Source organism: Neobacillus sp. OS1-2 (genome assembly GCF_030915505.1).
Lineage (GTDB): Bacteria > Bacillota > Bacilli > Bacillales > Cytobacillaceae > Neobacillus.
This window is the reverse complement of record NZ_CP133265.1, coordinates 1,161,427-1,183,356: the sequence shown is the minus strand read 5'-3', so window position 1 is coordinate 1,183,356 and position 21,930 is coordinate 1,161,427. Positions and strand designations below refer to the sequence as shown.

The 21,930-nt window shown below is 36.2% G+C and carries 19 protein-coding genes; 16 read left to right on the top strand and 3 right to left on the bottom strand.

What is annotated here, in order from left to right:
* Positions 1-32 precede the first annotated feature (32 nt).
* Positions 33-1,805 carry a cell wall-binding repeat-containing protein gene (locus RCG19_RS06060; RefSeq protein WP_308110064.1) on the top strand — a complete coding sequence of 591 codons (1,773 nt, stop codon included), beginning with the start codon at positions 33-35 and terminating at the stop codon, positions 1,803-1,805.
* 87 nt (positions 1,806-1,892) lie between these two features.
* Here the strand turns inward: RCG19_RS06060 and RCG19_RS06055 are convergent, their stop codons facing one another.
* The gene (locus tag RCG19_RS06055) at positions 1,893-4,133 is read right to left on the bottom strand and encodes a cell wall-binding repeat-containing protein (protein ID WP_308110063.1); all 2,241 of its coding nucleotides are present in this window, start codon (positions 4,131-4,133) and stop codon (positions 1,893-1,895) included.
* A 251-nt stretch (positions 4,134-4,384) separates the two neighbouring features.
* On the bottom strand, positions 4,385-5,689 hold the full coding sequence (locus tag RCG19_RS06050) for a UDP-glucose dehydrogenase family protein (RefSeq protein ID WP_308110062.1): 1,305 nt from the start codon (positions 5,687-5,689) through the stop codon (positions 4,385-4,387).
* 243 nt (positions 5,690-5,932) lie between these two features.
* On the opposite strand from RCG19_RS06050, the gene RCG19_RS06045 reads away from it, so the two are divergent.
* Genes RCG19_RS06045 through RCG19_RS06030 form a run of 4 tightly spaced genes read left to right on the top strand, consistent with a single transcriptional unit; the run spans position 5,933 to position 9,358 of the window.
* Positions 5,933-7,036, top strand: coding sequence for a glycosyltransferase (locus tag RCG19_RS06045; RefSeq protein ID WP_308110061.1), 1,104 nt, complete (start codon positions 5,933-5,935; stop codon positions 7,034-7,036).
* Between the two features lie 5 nt (positions 7,037-7,041).
* Positions 7,042-7,527 (top strand): PssD/Cps14F family polysaccharide biosynthesis glycosyltransferase, encoded by a 486-nt coding sequence (pssD, locus tag RCG19_RS06040; RefSeq protein WP_308110060.1) that lies wholly within the window; start codon positions 7,042-7,044, stop codon positions 7,525-7,527.
* A complete protein-coding gene (gene pssE, locus RCG19_RS06035; RefSeq protein ID WP_308110059.1) occupies positions 7,524-8,003 on the top strand; it encodes a PssE/Cps14G family polysaccharide biosynthesis glycosyltransferase in 480 nt (159 codons plus the stop codon). The genes pssD and pssE overlap by 4 nt, the downstream gene beginning before the upstream one ends.
* Positions 8,004-8,038: 35 nt before the next feature.
* Entirely contained in the window at positions 8,039-9,358 is a 1,320-nt protein-coding gene (locus RCG19_RS06030) for an O-antigen ligase family protein (protein WP_308110058.1), read from the top strand.
* Between the two features lie 65 nt (positions 9,359-9,423).
* Here the strand turns inward: RCG19_RS06030 and RCG19_RS06025 are convergent, their stop codons facing one another.
* A complete protein-coding gene (locus RCG19_RS06025; RefSeq protein ID WP_308110057.1) occupies positions 9,424-10,449 on the bottom strand; it encodes an LCP family glycopolymer transferase in 1,026 nt (341 codons plus the stop codon).
* A 355-nt stretch (positions 10,450-10,804) separates the two neighbouring features.
* On the opposite strand from RCG19_RS06025, the gene RCG19_RS06020 reads away from it, so the two are divergent.
* From RCG19_RS06020 to RCG19_RS05970, 11 genes are all read left to right on the top strand, one after another.
* Positions 10,805-11,590 (top strand): glycosyltransferase family 2 protein, encoded by a 786-nt coding sequence (locus RCG19_RS06020; RefSeq protein ID WP_308110056.1) that lies wholly within the window; start codon positions 10,805-10,807, stop codon positions 11,588-11,590.
* Positions 11,591-11,734: 144 nt separating this feature from the next.
* Positions 11,735-13,096: a hypothetical protein gene (locus RCG19_RS06015; RefSeq protein ID WP_308110055.1), complete on the top strand. Its 1,362-nt coding sequence runs from the start codon at positions 11,735-11,737 to the stop codon at positions 13,094-13,096.
* Positions 13,093-13,932 carry a glycosyltransferase gene (locus tag RCG19_RS06010; RefSeq protein ID WP_308110054.1) on the top strand — a complete coding sequence of 280 codons (840 nt, stop codon included), beginning with the start codon at positions 13,093-13,095 and terminating at the stop codon, positions 13,930-13,932. Before RCG19_RS06015 ends, RCG19_RS06010 begins: the two co-directional genes overlap by 4 nt.
* Positions 13,933-13,948: 16 nt before the next feature.
* On the top strand, positions 13,949-14,656 hold the full coding sequence (locus RCG19_RS06005; RefSeq protein WP_308110053.1) for a glycosyltransferase: 708 nt from the start codon (positions 13,949-13,951) through the stop codon (positions 14,654-14,656).
* A gap of 99 nt (positions 14,657-14,755) precedes the next feature.
* On the top strand, positions 14,756-15,628 hold the full coding sequence (rfbA, locus tag RCG19_RS06000) for a glucose-1-phosphate thymidylyltransferase RfbA (RefSeq protein WP_308110052.1): 873 nt from the start codon (positions 14,756-14,758) through the stop codon (positions 15,626-15,628).
* Positions 15,629-15,648: 20 nt separating this feature from the next.
* The gene (gene rfbC, locus RCG19_RS05995) at positions 15,649-16,209 is read left to right on the top strand and encodes a dTDP-4-dehydrorhamnose 3,5-epimerase (RefSeq protein WP_308110051.1); all 561 of its coding nucleotides are present in this window, start codon (positions 15,649-15,651) and stop codon (positions 16,207-16,209) included.
* 10 nt (positions 16,210-16,219) lie between these two features.
* Positions 16,220-17,242 carry a dTDP-glucose 4,6-dehydratase gene (gene rfbB / locus RCG19_RS05990; protein WP_308110050.1) on the top strand — a complete coding sequence of 341 codons (1,023 nt, stop codon included), beginning with the start codon at positions 16,220-16,222 and terminating at the stop codon, positions 17,240-17,242.
* Entirely contained in the window at positions 17,242-18,093 is an 852-nt protein-coding gene (gene rfbD, locus RCG19_RS05985; RefSeq protein ID WP_308110048.1) for a dTDP-4-dehydrorhamnose reductase, read from the top strand. The genes rfbB and rfbD overlap by 1 nt, the downstream gene beginning before the upstream one ends.
* A 51-nt stretch (positions 18,094-18,144) precedes the next feature.
* Entirely contained in the window at positions 18,145-18,891 is a 747-nt protein-coding gene (locus RCG19_RS05980; protein ID WP_308110047.1) for a LicD family protein, read from the top strand.
* Between the two features lie 38 nt (positions 18,892-18,929).
* A complete protein-coding gene (locus tag RCG19_RS05975; RefSeq protein ID WP_308110046.1) occupies positions 18,930-20,384 on the top strand; it encodes an oligosaccharide flippase family protein in 1,455 nt (484 codons plus the stop codon).
* A 430-nt stretch (positions 20,385-20,814) separates the two neighbouring features.
* Positions 20,815-21,876: a glycosyltransferase family 4 protein gene (locus RCG19_RS05970; protein ID WP_308110045.1), complete on the top strand. Its 1,062-nt coding sequence runs from the start codon at positions 20,815-20,817 to the stop codon at positions 21,874-21,876.
* The last annotated feature ends 54 nt before the right edge of the window (positions 21,877-21,930 follow it).

The window sequence follows — 21,930 nt, the reverse complement described above, 5'->3', positions numbered from 1 at the left end:
GAAGTCATAGAATATAAAAAGGGGGAAATATAATGAACAAAAAGGAATTACCATTTTTAAAGTTTTTACTAGCAGTACTTTTAGTCTTTACTGTAAGCGCGCCTGCCTATGCAAACAGCGCACTTATTCCCGATCCCAATTTAGATGAAGCGATTAAGTACAGTATGGATCTTTATGAGGATGAAGATTATACAGTAGAAGACCTTAATGACTTAGATGGAATTTGGGGATATGAACAGAATATTTCAAGTCTATCAGGATTAGAAAATGCCAAAAACTTAGAGTATTTAAATCTGGCTAATAATAATATAACAGATATCAGCCCATTAAAAAATCTTACTAAATTGTCCAGCCTTGTTTTAAGCTCTAATAACATAACAGATATCAGTCCATTAAAAAATCTTAATCAATTATCTGGTCTTGATCTAAGCTATAACCATATCAAAGATATTTCAGCTTTAGCTTCTTTGTCGGTTACTGGATCAGTTTACTTCGATCTGGATCTAAGTAATAATGAGATTACAAGTTTGGATGCTTTAAAGAATCTAAAGAATTTAAATAGTCTTTATGCAGCCAACAACAATATTAGTTCCATTTCTTCATTATCCGGTTTGACAAACATTCAATATTTAGATTTAAGCTCTAACCACTTAAGTTCATTACAGGGTCTTACCGTTACCAAGGAAGTTTACTATTACTATAATTTGAGTGATAACGAGTTAACAAATATCTCAAATTTAGCAAATGTTACCCAAGGTGAATTTCTTTTGGAAGGGAATCTCATTACGGATCTTTCACCATTGCAAAATATGACATTTGGAGCGTTATACTTAACAGGAAATCCATTAAATAGCAATTCCTTAGCTATTATTGAAAAGTTAAGAAAACGCAATGTTTTTGTTGATTACGCCCCAACTCCAGGTAGGGAAATTGAACGCGTATCAGGAAGTACTCGTTATTCCACGGCAGTTGAAATTTCTAAACAAGGATGGAATACAGCTGATACTGTTATTATTGCACGAGGTGATGATTTCCCAGATGCTTTGGCAGGTGCTTCATTAGCCTATAAATTGGATGCGCCAATATTATTAACAAATAAGGATGTACTTTCTGTCGAAACAGCAACTGAAATAAAGAGACTTAAAGCATCAAAGGCGATTATTTTAGGTGGAACAAGTGCGGTTTCTGCTCCTGTTGAAGCTAACCTTAAGGCATTGAATATGACAACGGAAAGAATTGCCGGAAGCAATCGCTTTGAAACGGCAAAACTTATTGCAGAGAGATTAGGTGGAAATCCTGATACTGCGATTGTTGCCTACGGTTATGATTTTCCAGATGCACTATCTGTAGCCTCTTATGCGGCAAAAAATGGTTATCCTATTCTATTAACAAATAAAGAAGCTTTGCCAAAGGAAACAAGTGACTCACTAATCGGTAAAGCGAAAACGATTGTAATCGGCGGCGAAGGGGTTATTAGTAATCAAGTATATACTAAAATACCTGGTGCACAACGGATCACCGGTGAAAATCGATATGCTACTGGTGCTAACCTTATCAATACATTAAAATTGAGCACGGACAAGGTTTTTGTGGCTAACGGCAGAGGATTTGCAGACGCATTAACTGGTTCCGTTTTAGTTGCAAGAGAAAATGCATCATTACTATTGGTTGAAAAGAATTACGTTCCGGCTGAAATTGGACAAGTGATTTCGAAAAACCGAGTGAATCATGTTACTGTGTTAGGTGGAGAAGAGGCAGTAAGTATGTCGACGACCAATGAAATTGAAACATTACCATCTAGGTAGTAATCATTCTTAGTTACAAAGAATATGAAGAAAAAGCAAAACTCTTTTTATGTGAGGGTTTTGCTTTTTTTCTTTGGTATTTATTAATTATTTCTTCAATGTATTGATTACCGTATCAGAAACAGCCTCTTTTCCACCAAGAACAACAAAGTTTTGGATAGGGTATTGATCAAAGATGAATTGAGTAGCGGTTGGTATTATATCTTTTTCAACTAAAAGGATATTTGCATCCTTTTTTGCTGCAAGTACGGATCCTGCTAGCGCATCAGAAAATCCGTCTCTATTAGCTAAAAATAGTTTTGTAGGATGTAAATTAAATTCTTTGATTACATTTGCAGCTGTTTCAAACCGATTCTCCCCGCCAATTCGGTTTGAGGAAGGTAATAGATTGATTACAGCATTAGATATAACACTTTCTCCGCCGATTACATACGTGTTGGATATACCTTTCAGTGCCTGTTTAGTTTCGTTTGGTATCGTATTTGTTTCTGTTAATAATATAGGGTAACCATTTTTAGCTGCAATCGCAGCCACTGATAAAGCATCCGGGAAATTATAGCCATATACAACTATAGCAGTTTGAGAAGTATTAGTTACTTTCTCTGCTATTTTACTTGCAGTTTCAAACCTTGTTTCCCCTGCAATTCTCTCTATCTTAAGCCCCATATTTTTCAGTTGATCCTCAACGTCCTTTTCAACTGCTGAGGCCCCCCCTAATATAATCACTTTTTTAGTTTTTAATCGTTGAATTTCGCGCTTTGTTGCATCAGAGAGTCGATTCTTTTCTGTCAACAAAATTGGCGAGTTATTCTGAAAAGCCAAAGGTGTACCCGCGAGTGCATCTGGGAAAGAGTCTCCGCGGGCAAGAAAGACCGTGGGAGCCACAAGCCAGCCTTCTTGAGAAATTCTTTCTGCCGTTTCATAACGACTGGATCCTGCTAAGCGCTGATAAAAGGGAATAAATGACGCGTTAGTCGTGTGAAATTTTCCAGATTGAGCAACCCATTTTGCAATCCATGCCCATGCTGCATGATGCGCAACCCATTCTTCCTTCCCTGTATAGATATCTTCACTATTATCAGCATACGTGTGGCCATCTGAATGACGATTTTGCATATCTAATACTTTTTGGGCATGAAGTGGTTCCCAGTAGGCCCCATCTTTGTCTAAGGTTGAATCAAAATGAAAGGCATTTGCAAAAATATCTAGTGTAGCAAATTGCATTCTCCGTCCATTTCCCCAATAATTTCCCTGAGGATAATAAATATCTGAAGAATCCTCGCGGTAGATCGCCCCACCCGGGGCATCAAAAGGGGGGCTTTCAAAATTCCTATTGACCAGACTTTTATATACTAAATCAGAATTAAAAAAGGCTGCGTTTGGTGTAGACATATTTGCAAGTGTATAGTGTAAAGCCGCACTATTATTAAACGTAATAAATTCCATATAATCAGGGTGAATATAGCCTTGGTTAATCACCGTTCCATCTTCATTTACATTGCTTCCACGAATCCAATCCTTAATGGATTGTCCGTTTATCACGGTCTCGTTATTCGTATCAGATGGTATTGCAGCCGATGAAATCATCAAATCTATATTTTTCTCCATCCAACTATCTCTGTTTGGATGGTTTGGCATCATGGCTGTAGCAAGTTGTAAAAGTTGGGCATTCCAAGCGTTTTCCTCAGCTTTTGTATCCCCTGGGTACAGTATATCTCCATCTGTTGTCTTCATATAAGGAACAAAATAATCATTAAAACGATTTGCCTCGTATTCAACCATTTTTTGAACATATTCACGATTAACAGCAGATAGCTCATCCCACATTAACCACCCTGCAAAACCGGTAAAATATGCCCAATGTGCGGACTGCCATTGATCACCCCACCCCCCAGCTATATTTGCCTTATGTCTGTAGGCCAAAGAAGAAATTAGTTTTAATGTTTTCTCTTTTGCTTCTTCTTCAGAGACATTAGTACTGGAAGGGTTATAAATATTAAATGCAAATGAAGTGGCTAGTCCAAGTGACATTGCTGCAGGATGACGAATTTCATTCTCTAATTTCCCGCCAAAACTTAAATAAGGATTTTTTTGTAAATCAAAATTTTTATATGAATCCCACCATGTCGTTAACCCATACTTATTCGTATTTAATAAGATTTTCTCTATACGTTGTGCGTTTTCATCATCAGGATTTCCTTTATCAAATAAATTCCAATTAATTGGAACGACATCTGTAGTACTGGATGCTTCCGCTACCCTAATAGGAAATAATGCTATAATAATAAAGATAGGAATTAAAACACGTAAAAGGTTGCATAAATTCATTCTAGTTAACGATTCTCCTTCAAAGGTATTCTATTTTTATTGTATATGAAAATAACATTCATTAATAGAGAAAAGACAGATTTATAGAGAAGGAGCTTATTCTCTAACTCTAGTAGGATTTTTTTCACCAATCTTAAAGGGGCGGGTTACAAAATACTGCCTAAACAAAGATAAAAAAACGGACAGGAAGATTGCTGTTGAGCAATGTCCTGTCCGTTGTAAAGGTGTATTGAGTGTCAAATTCATTTAGCCTATTGTACAACTGGTCTACCAATCGAATAGTATCGGATTCCGTACTTTTTGGTTTCCTCGAGGGAAAAACAATTTCGTCCGTCAAAAATGATAGGTTCTGTCATTTTATCTTTTATTTCTTTCAATTTAATGCTTTTAATTTCATCCCATTCCGTCAAGATAAAGGCTGCTTCAGCATCCACCAATGCCTGTTCAGAAGAAACTGCAAAGCTGATTTTGTCACCAAAGAGCTTTTCCACCTTTGGCATCGCAACTGGGTCAAAAACCGTTACTACTGCACCTTCAAGAAGCAAATCCTGTATGATTCTTAAGGAAGCGGCCTCACGGATATCATCTGTGTTGGGTTTAAAGGTTAGTCCAAGTATAGTGGTTCTTTTACCAGCTAACGATCCAAAATGTTCCTTCGCTTTATAGAAAAGGAGATCCTTTTGTCTGTAATTAACATCAATAACTGACTGTAAAATTTTAAAGTCGTAATCAAATTCCTTCGCCAAATAATTTAATGCATGAATATCTTTAGGAAAACATGAACCGCCAAAGCCGATCCCGGCATTAAGGAATTTCTTGCCGATTCGATTGTCCAATCCAACGCCAGCAGAGACTTGATCGATATCCGCGCCAATTTTTTCACAAAGATTAGCTATTTCATTGATAAAGCTAATTTTTAACGCGAGAAAGGAATTTGAGGCATATTTAATCATTTCTGCACTGCGAATATCTGTGTGAACTATGGGTAGATGAAGAGGTTCGTAAATGTTCCCAATTTGCTTTCCGGCTTCTTCCGTGTTTGCTCCAATCACAATGCGATCCCCGTGGAAGGTATCATGAATGGCGGTTCCTTCACGTAAAAATTCAGGATTAGAGACCATTTCTATTTTAATGTTTGGTGGGACCCGTTCTTGAATTATGCTGCCGATTCGTTCGTTTGTCCCAACAGGTACGGTACTTTTAATAACGACGATGATGTCTTTTTTAATCTGTTCCGCAATTTGAATGGCTGCAGCTTCCAGGAAGCTTAAATTAGCTGAGCCATCTTCATTTGCCGGAGTACCAACAGCGATAAAAATACACTCAGCATTGGAGTATGCCTCCACAGGATTTGAGGAAAATGTAAGACGACCACTATCGATATTACGCTGAATAAGTTCACCCAGTCCTGGCTCGTATATGGGAGAAATTCCTTCATTTAATAAGGAAATCTTTTCCTTGTCAATATCAAAACAAGTTATTTGATGGCCTATTTCCGCGAGACATGTTCCCGTAACAAGACCCACATACCCTGTTCCTGTAATGGTAATTTTCATATTTATCCCTTCTTTAATTCCATAGTATCCAAATATAACAACCATTTTATTATAACGCAAAAAGATTTTTGTTAAATAATATTTTATTTTATTTAATGTGGACTTTTAAAAATAAGGAAGTTTATTTTAAATCATGAATAATTATTGGTATAATGCTTTTATGTGAGTTTTTTGGATAAAATCCGACAAATGACCCTTAAAGTGGATGGAAAAAGGGACTGAGGCATGTTAGGTGTTGAAGAAATGAGTAATAAAAAAGTACTTGTGATAACGAATATGTATCCAAGCGCGAAACATAAGAGTTTTGGTATTTTTGTTAAGAATCAAGTCGATGCTATAACAAGGAGAAATGTTCTTGTCGATGTAGTAGCCATCACCAATCCCAACAATGGGAAAGTGAATGTCTTTACAAAATACTTAAGCTGGTTAATAAAAACTATTTGGATACTTGGTATAAAAGGACGTTCATACGATGTGATTCACGCTCACTATGTTTTTCCAAGCGGCTATCTAGGACTCCTTTTTAAAAAATTATTTAAGAAAAGGCTGATTGTCACTGCACATGGCGGTGATATTGATAAAATGGCGAAAAGGAACAAAAGACTATTTCAACTTACTAAGTCTATTTTGCAGCAAGCGGATCACGTAATTGCCGTCGGGAACGAGCTTCATCATGAAATCGTGACTAAATTTTCCGTAAAGCAGCAGAATGTTTCTATTCTGAACATGGGTGTGAACCGTGAAATTTTTAAGCCTATAGATATGGGGGCGGCAAGAGAACAATGCTGGCTAGAGAAAGATGCAAAAATCATTCTCTTTGTTGGAAATTTGCTAGAACAAAAAGGATTAATAGAACTGATTGAAGCAGCAAGGCTTGTTCATGAAAGAGATACAGATGTTCAGTTGGTTATAATTGGTGCCGAGAAGGATCCGAATTTCAAACGATTCATTGAAAATAAAATAATGGACTTTCATTTGCAAAATATGGTGACCATTCTTGATACAAAGGAACAGCCGGAAATAGCTGTTTGGATGTGTGCTGCGGACTGTCTTGTGCTCCCTGCCCATATTGAAGGATTTGGACTTGTCGCGTTGGAAGCCATGGCATGTGGAACACCGGTTATTGGTACAAATGTTGGCGGCCTAAAAACATTGTTGGCGGGAGGGGCGGGGGAAATCGTATCTGCAAAAAATTCAAGTGACTTGGCGAATTCAATTAGCCAAGTTCTTGCATCTGAAGAAATAAGAAGCAAATTAATAAAAAATGGATTTAAAAAAGCAGAGGAAAACGACCAGGAATACATACTCAATCGGGTTATGGAAGTCTATTTTCCTACTGGAGGGTAGGATATATGAATAATCGAACAGAAAAAAGAAAAAAAGTATTATTTATCTCTTCATTAGGTGGTCATTTAACGCAATTACTCCAGTTAAAGCCACTTTTTGCTGAATGTGATTACCATATTGTTACAGAAAGGTCGATTATAACAGAGGACTTAAGCAAGAAATACCATATGTCGTTTTTGGCATACGGTGCAAGAAACTATTTATTTAGATATTTCTTTAAGTTTGGCTATAATATTTTTAAATCTTTCTATTATTTTATAAGGGAAAATCCAGATGTAATAGTAACTACAGGTGCCCATACGGCAGTGCCAACCTGTTACATTGCAAAGTTATTTCGAAAAAAGGTCATATTCATTGAGAGCTTTGCAAAAACGTCCACGCCAACGCTATCAGGAAAGCTTGTTTATCCAATAGCTGATTTATTCATTGTTCAATGGGAGGAAATGAAGAAACATTATCCCAATGCTGTCTATGGAGGGTCAATCTATTGATATTAGTAGTTTTAGGAACTCATGAACTTTCCTTTGACCGCCTGTTGAAGGAAATTGACAAGCAAATTGAGGTAGGGAATATTAATGAGGAAGTAGTTGTTCAGGCAGGTCATACGAAATATAAGTCAAAAAACATGACAATTTTTGATTTTACCACCTATGAACGGATGGGAGATTTATATAAGAAAGCAAACTATATCATAACGCACGGTGGTACAGGTTCGATTACGATGGGGATGAAAATGGGGAAAAAGGTTATTGCTGTTCCAAGATTGATAAAATACAGTGAACATAATGACGACCACCAGTTGGAGATTGTCAAACAGTTTAAGGAAACCGGACATATCCTATATTGGAATGAACCGATGGATTTAGCCGATGTTATTCGCCGTGTTGAAATCTTTCAGCCTGCCCGCTTTGAAAGTGGAAACAAGAAAATCTTATCTCTCATAAAGGATTTTATTGACGGAGTATAAACCTTTCGTACTATTTCGAGAGAGGAATTGCACTAATGAATAAATTTGAAAAAATATTACTAACAGTTTTTTTTATTGAACTTTTTGTTGGCGGTGGAGGGCGTTTGATTGATTTTAGAGTCCTTTCCATTCGTCAAGTTTTATTTTTATTATTAATACTAACATTTCTTTTTCGCATTATGAAAGAAAAAGCCTATACCAATACAGTTCTTAATACATTTGTACGTAGAGATTCAATCACAGTCGGAATCTATATGCTTATTGGTTGGTTTGTCGTCAGTGCTGTAATTGGGTATAGTAACGGAAATTCACCTTCCTATATTGTAACTGACTTTTTGAGGGTATCCTTTTTTGCAGCCTATTTTCCATTAGCTTATTATGTTTCGGAGGAAAGGTTTACCAAGAAGAGAATTATCACCATCATAAAATATTGTGCCCTCGCTGTTGCCATCTTCACTATATTGCTTGCTGTGTTAGGTAAGACGATTTATAGTTCCGATTTTGAAGTGTTTAAACAATTTTGGATTCGGATAATGAATGATGACTTATTATTTAGACGGAGTCACAGTGTGTTTTATAAGAGTCATTTCTACGTGTTTGTTGGTTTGGTCCTTTCGATAAATGCTGTATTATCAAAACAGTTTTCAAAAGTTGATATTTTTAATATTCCGCTATGCTTTATTTCAATTTTTTGGTCGGATACCAGAGGATTTTTTGTCGCCCTCATGGTCAGTGTTTTTATGATTGTCGTCATTGATGTCATTGCCATTAGTGATCCTGTAAGAGGAATTACTAATAAAATCAAAACGATATGGAGAAGCACGCAATTGGTAAAAAAATCAGTGGTGTTATTGGTCATTACCTTCTCCGTACCATTCTTATATCAATATTTGACGTTGGAACGATTTGAACAAAGCACAAATGCTGCTAATAATGGAGCAGTGAATGATACAAGTGTGGGTGCTAGGATTGAATTTCTAAAAGACTCGAAGGATATTTTGTTGGGGAATCCTGTTCATTTTATTTTTGGTAAAGGTTATGGAACTTCGATTGCCGGCAGGATTAATGGAATTGAAATGAGCTTCCTTGATATTTGGGTGGAGCAGGGAGCGATTGGTTTAGCCATCTGGTTATTTCTATGTGCTATAGTTATATACAATTATTATCGCGCATATAAACAAGGCAAGGACATCCCAACAATTGACCGTTCATTAATAGGCGTGTTTGTCGGGGTCGTGCTTTTGACCAATATTAATCCCTTCCTGAATAATCCAATAGGAATTACCTTTTTCATATTAATGCTTACCTTTTCTAATGCAATCAAAGAGAAGGCAGGATGGCAACTAAAAAGTTAATTGACCGCATATCAAAAAAACTCCTTTATTATTTACTAATAAAGGAGTTTTTTTATATTACTAATTTAACTGGCAGACATATTATCTTTATTTTCTTTATTCATGTACATTTTTTCAACAGGCGCGGATGGAAGACCAAGCTGCTCGCGTAATTGATCAGAAAGTGCCTGCCTTTCCTCATCACTTACAAAGAAATACCAGCCGCCATCAAGCATTCCGCCCCATCCGGGGATTTCAAGTTTTTCCAAGGTTTCAGCCGCAGGTTTATAGGTCGATTGAATGCCAACCATATCATTTAGGGTTAGATTCGTTTTAATATTATTTTCTAACGCTTCAAGAATATCATTGTATTTTGTCAAAGTAGAAAATGACTTTCCTTTGTCGATAATTTTAGAAATAACCTCACGTTGTCTTTCTTCACGTCCAAAATCACCGCGTGGGTCATCCTTTCTCATCCGTGCATACTGGAGCGCCTTTTCCCCCATTAAATGCATGGGACCTTTTGGTAGGTACGTACCATCTAATTCAAAAGCATATTTATTATCCACATCAATTCCACCGACAGCATTTACAATATCCCTAAAACCTTGCATATTCACTTCAACGTAGTAATCAATTGGTGTGTTTAAAAAGTATTCAACAGTATCAATCGTCTCTTCAATTCCACCGTAGGCATACGCATGGTTTATTTTTTCAATCCGAACCTTTCCGCCTTTATTGTCTGAGCTGATAAGCTTTGTCCGAGTATCACGGGGAATACTTAATATTTTTGTAGATTTCTTTTCAGGGTTAACTGTTAGTACAAGGATGGAATCTGTACGGCCACTATCTTTCTCGCGTTCGTCAACACCGACCATCAAGATTGAAATCGGATCCTTTTGGTGGAATTCAACTTTTTCAACCCGCTTCTTAGAAACCTCTCGTGAAATTGGTTTGTTCATTTTATCAACAGCTTTTGCAACATTGCTATAGACGTTATAAAAATAAACCCCGCCACCAACCAGTAAAATCAAAATGGTAAATAAGGTAATACGGGGCCACTTTGCCTTCTTTTTAGGCCCTTTTTTTCTATCTAATCTCGAATTATTCATTTATAATATTAATTCCCTTCTTTAGAGATATTGGATTAAAATAAGGACATTACATTAAAAATTATAATCTCCATAGGTATTTTGTTCAACAGGAAATAAAAAATTTGTCCAATAAAAGTACAGTTTTTTACATAATGATGCTATAATTTAGTTTTGTTACGACAATTGAAAGGATTTTTTTGTTAATATTTGTCGAATGTTTTATTGTTCAACCTTAATAATTGAATGAATGGTATTGCGTTGTTTAAAAATATTCATATATGATGAACCAAGGAATCACATTTCCTATAAAAATAGACGAAAAATGATGAAGCGCGTTACAATAACACAATATGTAATGAAAGAGTGTGAAAAAATGTCTAATGCAAAAGTTGCAATTAGTATTGTGACATATAACAGTAAACACATCTTTAAAGTACTTGAAAATCTTAAAAGGGAATTTGGTCAGGACGATCAATTTCGCCTGGTGATTTTTGATAATAATTCAAATGAAGAATATAAAAATCAGTTAAAGAAATATCAGGATATGGCCGATATTACCTTTTACCATGAGAATAACGGCTTTGGTTTTGGCCACAATTATAATTTATTACATGCTAATGAAAAGTTCTTTTTAGTGTTTAACCCGGACATTATTTTAGTAAGGGAAGATCTGCTAAAAATGTTGGAACGAATAGAACAGGATGAATCGATTTCTTTGTTAGTCCCAAAGGTTTTAAATTCAGATGGGACGCCTCAGCATCTGATGCGCGATCGTGTGTCTGTCTTTGATTATTTCTTAAGGTTTGTGCCATTTCAATTTGTGAAAAAAATGTTTGAGAAGAGGCTGGCCACTTACGAACTTAGAGATATTCCCGATGACCGAGAACAAGATATTCGGATTGGTTCCGGATGTTTTATGCTATTAAGAGGAGACGACTTCAAGGAAGTTGGCGGATTTGATGACCGCTATTTTATGTACTTTGAAGATTACGATCTATGCGTTGAGCTGAAGAAACGGAAGAAGCGGATAGTTTATTCACCTTTTTCAAAAGTGGTGCATTATTATGAGCGAGGTTCCCATAAAAACTCCAGATTATTTAAGATTTTTATGAAATCTATGTATCAATATTTCAATAAGTGGGGCTGGAGATGGTTTTAAATTTCTGGGTAAATGGAAAAAGCTTATTTAATAAAAGCTTCAATTATTAATGATAATAAAGAGAAAATATATGTTATTTTTTCAGGCGAATATTGAATAGAGTCGAAAAAGTGACATGCAAGGTGGTAGGAGAGGGTTAGTATTATGAATAAATTTGAAAAGGGATTATTAACAATCTTTTTTATCGAGGTATTTGTAGGCGGTGGAGGAAGGCTGATTGATTTTGGAGTGATCTCCATTCGTCAGGTATTATTTCTTCTTTTGTTAGCAGTTTTTTTGTATCGAATTCTGAAGGAAAAGGCAATATTTAATAAAGAAGTAAACACCTTCTTTAGGTTTAACCCGGTAACAATTGGGGTGTATGCCTTAATTGGCTGGTTTGTGTTCAGCAGTATTGTTGGCTTCTTAAATGGGCATCCGCTGGGAGCTATTATTACGGACTTCTTTAGGGTTTCCTATTTTGTCCTCTATTTCCCTTTAGCTTACTATATTTCAAAGGAACGCTTTTCAATCGGGCGAATTATCACTATATTGAAGTATAGCGCAGTAGTGGTGGCGATTTTTACGATTGTCGTTTCTTTATTGGGGAAAACAATTTTTGCGGCAGATTTCAAACCTTATTATGACTTTATGAACTGGCTGATGAACGATGATTTATTCTTTAGGCCAAGTAAAAGTGTATTCTATAAAAGCCATTTTTTCGTGTTAGTCGGTCTCATTATTGCACTAAATGATCTATTGAACAGAGATTACAGTAAACTGAATTTTACGCTTGTCATAATAGGTTCAATTTCTGTTCTATGGTCAGAAACAAGAGGGTTTTTACTCGCATTTATGCTAAGTGTATTCTTGATTATTATTCTGGATGTCAAAGTGATTGTCGACCCAATAAAAGGATTATCAAGGAAAATTAAAAAATTGATCCAGTCCCCGCAGTTTATTAGAAAGTTTGCCATTTCTTTACTCATATTGTTGGCAGTGCCATTCTTATATAAATATATGACATTGGAGCGTTTTGAAGTGGCAGTTGTTGATGAAGCTCCGTCTAACCATACTGTATCAAGTAGTAAAAAAGGCAGTCAGGTAAAGACGGAAGTGAATGATGTCAGTGTTAATGCCCGAATGGAATTTATTACTGCTTCAAAAGAATTACTAGTCCACCCGACAAATCTCATCGTTGGAACTGGATATGGAACAGAAATTGCAGGTAGAATTACCGGAATTGAAATGAGCTTTCTTGATATTTTATTGGAGCAAGGGTTAATTGGATTCGCAACTTGGGCATTTCTATTTTTAATGATTTATTACAATTATTATATTGCTTATAAAAAGGGTCAAAAGCTTACATCTCTAGATGTTTCGTTGTTGGCAGTTTTTATGGGTATTTTATTATTAACGAACATCAATCCATTTATTAACAATCCCATTGGCATCAGTTTCTTCTTAATTTTGCTCGTGGCTTCTCAAAATAAGAGAGAATTAAGTTTAAAAGAGGAATTATTATGAAAATAACGATGGTCATCGTCTTTTATAAGCAAAAGCCTGAAGAAAGTAAAACATTTCGGACGTTAAAGTCATCATTGTTTTCGAAAAAAGAGTTATTCAACGAAATTGAATTGATTCTTTATGATAATAGTCCTGTGAAACAAGACTTCTCGCCCCTTAATTATGAGGGGATACATATCTCATATAATCATGACCCGCGAAATTTGGGAATCGCTGCAGCCTATAATTATGCTTGGGCTGTGGCTAAGGAAAATGGCAGTCAGTGGCTTCTGTTACTTGATCATGATACTGATTTGACAGACGATTATTTAATTGAGGTTCTAAATGTGCCTGATGTATCTAGTGATATTGCAGCTGTTGTACCCAAAATTTGTAGTGAAAATAAGATGATCTCACCTGTATACAGTCATTCTTTACGCCCACTGCAGGAGGAACCGCCTAAATCTGGAATTCAGGAGAAGAGGCCAGTTATGGCGATTAATTCTGGAGCTTTAATCCGAGTGGGTTTTTTAAACGAGCTAAATGGTTTTAATGAAGTATTTCCATTAGACTATTTGGATCATTGGTTGTTTTTTGAGATTTATGCAAGAGGGAAGAAGGTTTTGGTACTGGATGTTGTTCTTGAACACGAGCTGTCAGTTATGGATTATAGTCGAGTCCCACTAAAACGGTATCAAAGTATTTTGGATGCAGAATACAATTTTTATCAAAATTTTAAAAAAGACTTGTTTCCATCCTATCGGGCCCAGCTCGCTAAGCGCTTCCTTAAACAAGTGCTAACTGTGAAAAACAAGAAAATTGCGATGTACACACTTAAACGGCTTTTTTCTATATAAGAGGGAGTTTTTGCAAATGAAGATATCTGTTTGTATGGCAACATATAATGGAGCGCAATTTGTTGTTCGTCAGCTTGATACAGTGTTGAAGCAGCTTGGTCCCGACGATGAAATTATTATTATAGATGACCGTTCAAAGGATAACACGGTTGAAGTGATTAGGGAAACCTATGGAAGAAGAGTGCAGGTCCATATTAATGAAAATAATTTAGGTGCAATTAAGAGCTTTGAAAAGGCGATATCTTTTGCAACAGGAGATATCCTTTTTCTATGTGACCAGGATGATTTGTGGGAAGATAATAAAGTGGAAGTAGTTTTACATGCATTTGAGGAAAAAAAGGCGGATCTTGTGTTCCACGATGCTGTCGTAGTTGATGGAGATTTACAGGTCCTTGACCCATCATGGAATAATTATAACCACAATAACATAAACCAAGGAATTTTTGGGAATATTTTAAAAAACGCCTATACGGGAGCATTTATGGCATTTAGAAAGGATTTAGTGCCGTCCATTCTGCCGTTTCCTAAGAAAATTGAAATGCACGATCAATGGATTGCACTTGTTTGTATGAAGAAAAAGAAGAAAATTGTTTTTATTAATCAAGCTTTAATGAAATATGTACGTCATGGTGGTAATGTCACCGGAATGAAAAAGCGTTCTTTATCCACACAGCTAAAAGGCAGGTTAGGCACTATTTCGGCTATTGTTGGTTTCAAACACTAAATTAAGTTTTTGTAACGATTTGTCTCTTATTTGTCTTTTTATGACATCGTTCTTTATAATAGTGAAGGTTGAAAAATTAAAAAAGAGGAGTTGGCTTTAGTGAAAGGTATTATACTGGCAGGTGGCAGTGGTACAAGACTTTATCCGTTAACAAAAGTCGTATCAAAACAATTATTGCCTGTTTATGATAAACCGATGATCTATTATCCACTATCCGTATTAATGTTAGCGGGTATTAAAGATATTCTGATTATCTCTACACCGGAGGATACAGCGCGATTCGAACAAATCTTAGGTGATGGTTCTGATTTAGGAATGAATTTTACATATAAAATCCAGCCGGATCCTGGCGGGTTAGCACAAGCATTTATTTTAGGTGATGAGTTTATCGCTGATGATAGCGTCGCATTAGTGCTTGGTGATAATATTTTTTATGGACATGGATTAACTGATTTATTAAGAAAAGCTACTGCCCGGGAAACAGGTGCAACTGTTTTCGGTTATTATGTAAACGACCCAGAAAGATTCGGCGTGGTTGAATTTGATGATCAAGGCAAAGCGGTATCGATTGAAGAAAAGCCAGACATTCCAAAATCGAATTATGCTGTTACAGGTCTTTATTTTTATGACAATCGTGTTGTAAATATTGCGAAAAACATTCAGCCATCCCCACGAGGTGAGCTTGAAATTACTGATATCAATAAGGCATACCTTGAAATGGGGGAGCTAAGTGTGGAGCTTCTTGGCCGCGGCTACGCATGGCTTGACACTGGAACGCATGCCTCTTTATTAGAAGCATCACAGTTTATTGAAACAGTTGAAAAGAGACAATCTTTAAAAATTGCTTGCCTTGAAGAGATTGCCTACAAAATGGGTTATATTTCAAATAAAAAGTTAATTGAACTTGCTGAGCCTTTAAAGAAAAATCAATATGGTCAATACTTAATCAAGATTGCTAATCAAGGTCAGTAATTCATAAGTGAGGTAAAAACATGAATGTAATTGAAACGAAATTATTGGGTGTAAAGATTTTAGAGCCGAAGGTATTTGGTGATCACCGTGGGTATTTTATGGAAAGCTATAATAAGGATCTATTTGAATCACTCGGATTGCATTATGACTTTATACAGGATAACCAGTCCTTGTCGGCCCCAGTTGGTACGCTAAGGGGCCTGCACTTTCAGCTGAATCCAAAGGCACAAACAAAAGTCGTTCGCTGCGTAACAGGTGCAATTTATGATGTTGCTGTGGATATTCGCAAGGGTTCACCTACATATGGAGAATGGGTTGGGGTTATTCTTAGTGAACATAATAAACGTCAGCTTCTTGTACCTAAGGGGTTTGCTCACGGTTTTTGCACCTTGGTGCCTGACACCACTGTGGCCTATAAAGTGGATGAATATTACTCACCTGAGCATGATGGCGGCATTCTTTGGAATGACCCAGATTTAGGGATTGATTGGCCGACAACAAATCCAATTCTTTCAGATAAAGATACGAAGCATCCAAAATTAAGCGAAGCAACACAGCTCAATTTTGTGTTCGAGAAATAGGAGGAAAAACATGAAGTTATTAATTACAGGCGGTGCTGGTTTTATTGGCAGTAATTTCGTCCGCTACATGGTAAATAAATATCCAAATTATCAAATTGTTAACCTTGATTTATTAACGTATGCTGGTAATCTTGAAAATTTAAAGGATATCGAAAATGCACCCAACTATAAGTTTGTTCGTGGTGATATTGCTGACCGTGAATTTGTTCAAGGGTTATTTAAAAAGGAAAAGTTTGATTATGTCATAAATTTTGCTGCTGAATCTCACGTTGACCGCAGTATTACCGACCCTGGTATCTTTGTTCAAACAAACATCCAAGGCACACTTGCTCTTTTGGATGCAGCCAAAACGTATAATGTTACAAAATACCTGCAAGTATCAACTGATGAAGTATATGGTACTTTAGGTGAAACAGGTTACTTCACAGAAGAAACACCGTTAGCGGCAAACAGCCCTTACAGTGCAAGTAAAGCCAGTGCAGACTTGCTTGTTCGTGCCTACCATGAAACATTTGATCTGCCCGTGAACATTACACGCTGCTCAAATAACTATGGACCGTATCATTTCCCTGAGAAGCTAATTCCATTGATGATTATTAATGCCCTTAACGATAAAGAATTACCAATTTACGGGGATGGCCTGAATATTCGGGACTGGCTTCATGTCGAAGATCATTGCCAGGCAATTGATCTTGTACTTCATAAGGGACGCAACGGCGAAGTGTACAATGTGGGTGGAAATAACGAGCGGACGAATATCGATATCGTCAAAACGATTCTAAAGCATCTTAACAAACCTGAATCATTAATGAAGTTTGTTCAGGATCGTCCAGGTCACGACCGCCGTTATGCAATTGATGCAACAAAGCTTCGTACAGAGCTAGGCTGGTCGCCAAAATATAATTTTGAAACAGGCATTGAGCAAACGATTAATTGGTATTTGAATAATCAGGAATGGTGGGAAAATATCATCTCTGGTGAATATCAAGAGTATGTTAAATCCCAATATGGCGACCGATTAGGAGTAGAATAATGAGGGTTGTTGTAACCGGGGCTGCAGGTCAGCTTGGACAAGATGTAGTGTTAGAATTAGTGAGAAAAAATCATGAAGTAATTGGTACTGACCGTACTAAATTGGATATTACCAACGAATTAAACGTTTTAGCCTTTATTAGTGAAGTAAAGCCAGACGTTATTCTTCATTGTGCAGCCTATACAAATGTGGATGCAGCAGAAGAAAATGAGAAGCTTGCGTATCAAATCAATGCCTCTGGTACGGAGTATCTTGCTAAAGCCGCAGCACAAATAGGCGCCAAAATGCTTTATGTTAGTACGGACTATGTCTTTGACGGTTCGGCTTCAGAGCCCTATGAAGTGGAACAGCAAACTAAGCCTATAGGAGCCTATGGCCGAACGAAATTAGCCGGTGAAGAACTGCTGCAAAGAAACTTAAAAGAATTCTTTATCGTTCGAACTGCCTGGGTATTTGGTATTCATGGAAATAACTTCGTTAAGACCATGATTCGTCTTGGGGCTGAACGCGGGGAAGTAGGCGTTGTCCATGACCAGGTTGGATCACCAACCTACACTGTGGATTTAGCAACGTTTATGGTTGAGCTAATGGAAACGGACAAATACGGAATTTATCATGCGACTAACAGCGGTGTTTGTTCATGGTATGAGTTTGCGGTTGAGATTTTTAAGCAAGCTAGTTTGAAGGTGATCGTGAATCCCCTAACGAGTGATCAATTTCCACGCCCAGCTGCACGTCCAAACTATTCGGTGCTAAGTAAGAAAAAAATCACGGAACAAGGTTTAACACCTCTTCGCGATTGGAAAGAAGCTTTAGCGGCGTATTTAGAGGAAGCCACTGATAAGAACTGATATTACATATCAGTTCTTTTTTAAAATAGATAAACAAAAGGAGGAATTGGGTTGAGTACAACATTTGAGAAAATGAAATCCTATTTTCGAAACAAAGGAATTTACAAAGCACTGAGAGCAAACCCGATATTATTAAAAATAAATCAGCATTATCGAGATAAAGTAGAGGCGGAGAAACGAGAATCTGTCCATACATATGGCTTAGAAAGCCTATTGCTTGTAAAAGAGGCATTTCAAGAAATAAAACGAGAATTCTGGCTTGATTATGGGACATTGCTTGGAGCGGTCCGTGAGAAGGACTTTATTGGCCATGACGCTGATATTGATGTTGCCACCTTTTTTACGGGAAATGATGATGCCAAAAAATTTGAAAGATTAATGATTAAGAAAGGCTTTGAAAAGTCACGCGAATTCTGGATGAATGAGAAAATTGTTGAGGAAACGTACCTTTATAAAGGTGTGAACCTCGATGTGTTTTATTATTATTCTGACGATGTGGCTGATAAAATACATTGTTTTTCACTTGAAGAAGGTGAACATTCAATTTACCAAAGGCTTCCTGAACATACACTTGTAACAGGACTCAACGTAAAAAAGGTATATGTGACTTTTGAGAAAACCACCTGGATAGATTTCAAAGGGGAACAGTTCCCAATACCCAAAGACTATCATCAGTATTTAGTTGATAATTATGGACCAACTTATATGATTAAAGACGAGAATTGGAATTTTGCTGATCAGGATATCGCAATCCTCCCATTTAAAGACAACACAAGGGCATATTTATTTACTGTTTAAAAGCAATAACAACTTTTCGTTACCAGAAGGGCAGTTATATGAAAAAATCATTATTTAAAAATATTCTCTATAAGGTATTATTAAATGTTTTTAACTTAATCATCCCAATTCTGGTGGGACCTTATGTGAATAGGGCATTAGGCCCGAAATCAATTGGTAATGTTCAATTCGTCGAATCCATTTACAGCTATTTCTTTATTTTTGCCAGCTTTGGAGTATACCAATATGGCTTACGGGAAATGAGCAGGATTAAAGACGATAAACAAAAGGTCAGCCAGCTATTTACAAGTTTATTTACAATCAGTTCCGTTACTGGTGTTGCCGCATTGCTCTTTTATTTTGGCTTTAGTTTTTTTAAGTATGGAGATACCGTTTTCTATCCGCTCTTATTAATTTTCGGATTTAATTTGATTGTGAATATGTTTTATGTGGAATGGGTTAATGAAGCAATGGAAAGCTATGACTTTATTACCATTAAAACGATAGTGGTAAGAAGTATCTACGTTGTATTGATTTTTATTTTTGTTAAATCATCAACGGACTATCATCATTATGCGATTTTGTTGGTTATTTCTGCGTTTTTAAATAATGTTATTAGTTTTATTTATATAAAGAGAAAAGTGAAATTTGATTTTAAAAATATTAGTATTGTTAAGCATTTAAGGCCGATGTTTTTAGTTGTCATTTTCTCGAATGCCAATGTCCTTTATACTCTTTTGGACCGGTATATGCTTGGGGAGTATGTAAATTCAAAGGCAGTTTCTCTTTATGTTATCCCCCAGCAGATAATGGGTATAATTAATACATTGATGTTAAGTGTTATACAAGTTACTATTCCAAGATTATCGCACATACTTGGATCGAATGATGAAAAATCTTACCACACCCTACTCAATAATATTTCAAAGGTGTATTTATCCTTTTTATTTCCCGCAGCAGTAGGGTTATTCCTATTGTCTGATGTGGCAGTATTTATATATGGAGGAAAGGATTTCGTCAATGCAGCATCCGTTTTAAGCGTTTTCTCGATTTATATGGTCGCGATCGGACTCGACTCCATTCTTTCTAACCAGGTCATTTATATGAAAAAGAAAGAACATATACTGGTGAGACTTTTGTTCCTTTGCGGATTGATTAATCTTATTTCGAATATTGCTTTAATAAAATTGGATATTTTCACTCCTACCAATGCCATTATTACCACCACAATTTCCAACCTTTTACTTGTTTTTTTAGAGTATGGGTATATACGTAAGTTCTTAAAAGTTAATTTCCGATTATTCGAGATAAGCAAATTAAAGTATCTATTTTATGCACTTCTTTTTATTCCTGTAACATATGGCATCCGGCATTTTGTGTCAGGGCCTATTCCGTTATTTTTGGCAATTGTCGGTGTGAATGGTATTCTATACGGATTAATTTTAATTATGACCAAGGATGATGTTTTGCAGATGTTTGTTGGGAAACTTAAAGGCCGATTTGGCAGAGGCTAGTATATAAAAAATGTCTCTTTCCTGTTTGATGAAAAGATAGAGGCATTTTTATTTTCTTTAGGGAAAAATTTTAATGAGATTCTTTTAGTGTATTCCTTTCCATAACTGAAACTTTCCCAAAGTTAAACACGTCTATATCATTGTTAGCATGAATCGACTTTGAAAGGCTGTAATATGCAGAAATTTGTCCAATTTATGAAGGGAACGCAACTGTGGAAATGGCAAAGGTTTTGGCTGTTTCATTAACTATTTTCCTAGTTTTAACAATAATAGTTTTGATTAATAGGAAATATTTGAAATAAGTGGGTGTTTATTTATTAAAATGCCTATGCTATAATCCTATAGGATGCAAATTTACCCCGGCAACATTGATGTAATGATCTAATAACTAAAACCTTACAATAATGGGTTCGTAAATATGGAGGGGCTTATGTTTTATCTAACTCTAGTAATCTGTTTTTTTTCGGCAATACTCTTAACCCCGCTGGTAAAAAAACTGGCATTTATGATTGGCGCAACGGATAAACCAAACCAGAGAAAAGTACATTCTCGCATCATGCCTAGATTAGGTGGCTTAGCCATTTTTTTAAGTTTTATCATTGGAATTTTAATCTTTCATCCTGCAGATGAATATCATTTGCCAATCGTAATTGGCAGTATCATTATTATCCTGACAGGAATGCTTGACGATGTGAAGGAAATTTCACCAAAGTTAAAATTATTTGGGCAAATTGCTGCCGCAGCAGTTGTAGTTATATACGGTGGTCTAAAAGTTGAGTTCATCAATCTTCCATTTGGTGGAATCATTGATTTTGGATATTTAAGTATACCGTTTACTATGATTTGGATTATTGGCATCACCAATGCAATTAATCTTATTGATGGTTTAGATGGGTTAGCAGGTGGAGTTTCCACCATAGCACTTATTACCATTGCGGGTATGTCCTTTGTTATGGGTAATGCCTATGTAACGGTAATGGCATTAATTGTTGCTGCAAGTACAGTAGGATTCCTTTTTTATAATTTTCATCCCGCTAAGATTTTTATGGGCGATACTGGAGCATTATATCTTGGTTATATGATTGGGGTATTATCACTCCTTGGCTATAAAAATGTTACTTTCATTTCATTGATTATTCCCGTAATTATACTAGGTGTGCCAATTTCGGATACATTTTTTGCGATTATTCGACGCCTTGTCAATAAGCAGCCGTTATCAGCACCGGACAAATCTCATCTACATCACTGCTTATTAAGAAGTGGCTTTTCTCATCGTCAAACGGTCTTGTTAATTTATGCAATGGCATCTGTGTTTGGTCTTGCTGCGTTCATTTTCTCACAAGCAACTGTTTGGGGATCGTTAATCATGATTCTGGTTTTATTAATCGTTATTGAGGTCATTGTTGAAAAAATAGGATTGGTCCGAGATGATTATAAACCACTCTTGAATTTTATGAAGGGCTTCAAGCCAATAAACATTAGAAATCGGTAATGATTGATAAAAGTCTTAAGAACCTTCGTTCTTAAGGCTTTTTTGTTTTTTAAA